Source organism: Coleofasciculus sp. FACHB-712 (genome assembly GCF_014695635.1).
Lineage (GTDB): Bacteria > Cyanobacteriota > Cyanobacteriia > Cyanobacteriales > FACHB-T130 > FACHB-T130.
The window spans coordinates 1-3,530 of sequence record NZ_JACJOQ010000650.1; the positions used below are offsets into that span (position 1 = coordinate 1).

Sequence of the window (3,530 nt, forward strand, 5' to 3'; positions counted from 1 at the left end):
TTGACTAAAAGTTGACCGCCATCAATCGGTTCTAGACCGGCTATCATCTTCAACAGCGTTGATTTTCCAGAGCCGTTGGTGCCGATTAGTCCGACTTTATCTGTGGGATCTAGGCTAAAGTTGGCATCTTTTAAAATTTCTTTGATACCAAAGTCTTTTTTAACTGATTGCAGTGTAAATATGCTCATATCATTCTCAACTTTGTTTGGAGGGAGTAGGTGTTGCCCGTGAGTTGCCTAAATAGAGGGCGAAGCATTTGGGAGCGGAATTTCTTGGAGTGTGTTTGGGTTTACCCCCCGAATGCTTCGCCCCTACAAAACCATCTATGTAGGGGCGAAGCATGAGCATAACTGAGCGTAACGATGTGTTAGCTGGCAACCCTTAATTTTATGCGCTCATGGTTCGCCTTCTTAATTCTGAAGAGGCGAATCTACCCCCTAAAACTATTGAGGGGCAGTTGCATCCTGAAGATTACCCAGGTTGAAGAGGAATGGGATACTGCTATTAGAGTCACCACCCGTGACGAGAACTTTTGGCATTTGGGAACCTCCTTGTCTCCACGCTTCGATCGCTTCTTTCTGAAGAACTAGCCCACCACCTTGTTGCTTTAAGGTTTCAGCTAGGAGTCGTTGAGCCTCAGCTCTACCTTTAGCACGATTGATGTCTGCTTGGGCTTCTTGTTCAGCTTCTTGCGCCACATAAACTGCTCGTTGCGCCCGCTGTTCGGCAATTTGTTTCTCTTCAACTGCCCTCGCAAACTCAGGGGAGAAAGTTAGGTCAACGACACTAGTATCTAGCACGATAATTCCGTACTTATCTAACCGTTGACCCAAGGCAGTATCAAAGTCTTGTTTCAGTTCCTCTCTTTTAGTAATTGCTTCTTCAACGGTTCTCCTAGCCGCTGCTACTTTAAAGGATTCCTGAGTCTGCGGTGCAATAATTTTTGACACGATATTCTCTAAGGTTCCTTGTTTCCTTCTCACCTCAACGACTTGGATAGGGTCGAGGCGAAAGTTGATGGCAAATCTAGCAGAGAGATCCTGTAGATCCTTGGTAGAACTCTGTGCCGGAACTTCAAATTTTTGCACGGTCAAATCATAGATGTCTACAACTGAGATCAGTGGGGGTTTGAGGTGGATGCCTTCTAGCACAGCTCCATCTCTCGCTTTCCCTAAGATGCTGATGACTCCTGCCTGACCTGGGTTAATAATTACAAAAGAATTGAGACTAATAAAGAGGACTAAGGCAGTGATAATCCCTAGGATTGATAATTGTAAATTCTGCGCGTACTGATTTTTCAAGAGCCGATCTCCTTTTGTTTTGGTGTGACTCAGGGGTTATGGTCTGCTACCTCTACTTCTGTATCACCCTTCTCCACGGTAAACTAAAACTCATGTTTACCCGTTTTCTACCATCCGCAGCCCAAGCGCTGACAGAATCCACCTCGATAGCCCTAGCAGAGAGTATCGAGCAGACTGCGATCGCAACTCCTCTCTCGCAACAGGCGATCGCTACCACCTACGTTCATCAGGGTAGCGGCGGAACGCCCAGCCTGTTGCTGCATGGCTTCGATAGCTCTATATTCGAGTTCCGTCGCCTCCTACCACTGCTGGCAACCCAGAATGAAGCGTGGGTTGTGGATTTGTTGGGTTTCGGCTTTACCGAACGACCGGCTGGACTCCCGTTTAGCCCAACAGCCATTAAAACCCATCTCTACTACTTCTGGAAAACGCTGATTAACCAGCCAATCGTTCTCGTGGGAACTTCAATGGGGGGTGCAGCAGCAATTGATTTTACCCTCACCTACCCGGAAGCGGTGCAAAAGTTGGTGTTGATTGATAGCGCTGGTTTCGCTAGTCCCCCCAACATCGGCAGGTTGTTGTTTCCTCCCATCAGTAACCTGGCGACTTCATTTTTGCGAAATCAGAAAGTGCGCGATCGCATTTCACGCAATGCTTACTACGATCAAAGCTTTGCCTCTCTCGATGCTTTACGGTGTGCGGCGTTGCACCTCGATCTCCCCAATTGGCATGATGCCCTGATTGCCTTCACTAAAAGCGGGGGGTACAACTTTTTGAGCGATAAAATTGCTCAAATCGACAAGCCGACACTGATTCTGTGGGGAGAGTTTGACAGGATTTTAGGGACGGCTGACGCAGAGAAATTTAAAAGAGCGATCGCGCTTTCTCAACTCATCTGGATCAAGAATTGCGGTCACGTTCCCCACTTGGAACAGTCCCAGATTACCGCCCAGCATATTCTAGAGTTCATTTAGAGCGTATTTATAAAAATGCCCTGGCGACTGGAAGGCGCGGCTACACAAGCAAAACCCTTGATTCTTCGTTTGTGTAGGCGCGATTTCTAATCGCCGGATATTTTATAAAATTAATTTTTCCTTCTTCTTGCCCTTTGACTTAATCGCCCTCGATTCAATCGTAAACTCTGGAATCTCTTGGAGTTGGTCTTCACACAAGCTGTACTGCTCGCAAACCAAACTCAGGCGAAACCCTGAACTGGTGACTTGATTCACTGAATGAGTTAAATCGCCCTGAAAATCTAGCAACGTGTTGGCTTGCGGGCGGACTTGTCCTACATTGCGCTTCTGGCAGCGTAACACTAACTCTCCTCCCATCAAATCCCGTGGCACTTGAACATAGAGGACACTCACCCAGGCTGGCGGTTCGATACTCTTGCAGTAAGAGCGCAGACTGCGGTCAATGTGGGGATCGACGCGGGAACCCTCTTTCAGCATCAGGGGATTGAGATAGAAGGCATTACACGTCGAGTGCAAAGCCACGTTGAGATAAGGTTTGAAAAAGGGAAAACTTCGTTCAACTTCGCCCAAGCCCGAACGCTGAAATACAATCGAAAATCCCTTCGTGCCGATAAAGTCGCGGTTCAAGTTGTTAACCGCAAAATAGGGACAAGCGAGAATCTGCCCCTGCAATTCGCTGAGGTAGTCAGGCTCAAAAACTTGGTGCTGTAGGCGGTAGTAGCTCAAGAAACTCTCAGAAAATGAAATGTCCTTCTGTTAGTTGTATCGCTTGTTGCACCTTGTTGTGTATATTCCACCGCCCCATCCCGACTATTTCAAAATTAAGTAAATTATTTTTACAGAAATGAGCAAATCAGCAATTTAGGAATTAATAGGTTTACTCTACTTTGTATCCATCATTGTTTCAGGGAAATGGTGCGACCATGATGCTGAACCCATACAGAGTAGAAGAGTGGGATGCAAAGCTATTTCTGAACCGCTGCGCTAAAACACATCACCGTCAAGACATTCTCCTCTACCTTGCTGTTAGCAATGATTGTTCCCACCTGGAAAACTTAGCCGCCGAAGTTCACAATAATCTTCCGGGCTGGTTTGACAGCGACAAGCCGATTTTATTGGGCGCGAACGACCTGAGTGTCATTGTCAACTGCTGCCAACAAAGCCCCATCGGTAAATTGCTGCCGGGTGCCCTCTACGTTCATGTGTCAGCACTTTCTCAACTCGACCCTCTGCTGAGGCTCTACGAGGGCTATGC

Annotated in this window: 4 protein-coding genes and 1 pseudogene; 2 read left to right on the forward strand and 3 right to left on the reverse strand. The window is 47.2% G+C overall.

The window, feature by feature from the left end:
- Both H6F50_RS24465 and H6F50_RS24470 read right to left on the reverse strand, forming a co-directional pair.
- On the reverse strand, nucleotides 1–188 hold a 188-nt coding region (locus H6F50_RS24465), incomplete at its 3' end, for an ATP-binding cassette domain-containing protein (RefSeq protein WP_190430686.1).
- A gap of 255 nt (nucleotides 189–443) precedes the next feature.
- Entirely contained in the window at nucleotides 444–1,301 is an 858-nt protein-coding gene (locus tag H6F50_RS24470; protein WP_190411495.1) for a prohibitin family protein, read from the reverse strand.
- A gap of 92 nt (nucleotides 1,302–1,393) precedes the next feature.
- Between H6F50_RS24470 and H6F50_RS24475 the strand changes: the two genes are divergently transcribed.
- Entirely contained in the window at nucleotides 1,394–2,275 is an 882-nt protein-coding gene (locus H6F50_RS24475; protein WP_190430687.1) for an alpha/beta hydrolase, read from the forward strand.
- A gap of 102 nt (nucleotides 2,276–2,377) precedes the next feature.
- Here H6F50_RS24475 and H6F50_RS24480 read toward each other — a convergent pair whose 3' ends face one another.
- Nucleotides 2,378–3,001, reverse strand: coding sequence for a 2OG-Fe(II) oxygenase (locus H6F50_RS24480; RefSeq protein ID WP_190430688.1), 624 nt, complete (start codon nucleotides 2,999–3,001; stop codon nucleotides 2,378–2,380).
- 197 nt (nucleotides 3,002–3,198) lie between these two features.
- On the opposite strand from H6F50_RS24480, the pseudogene H6F50_RS24485 reads away from it, so the two are divergent.
- Nucleotides 3,199–3,530 (forward strand): annotated as a pseudogene (locus H6F50_RS24485) (DNA phosphorothioation-associated methyltransferase); the annotation flags it as partial.

Excerpts from the sequence above, each read along its gene's own strand:
- H6F50_RS24475 (WP_190430687.1), top strand. The coding sequence starts at position 1,394 with ATGTTTACCCGTTTTCTACCATCCGCAGCCCAAGCGCTGACAGAATCC.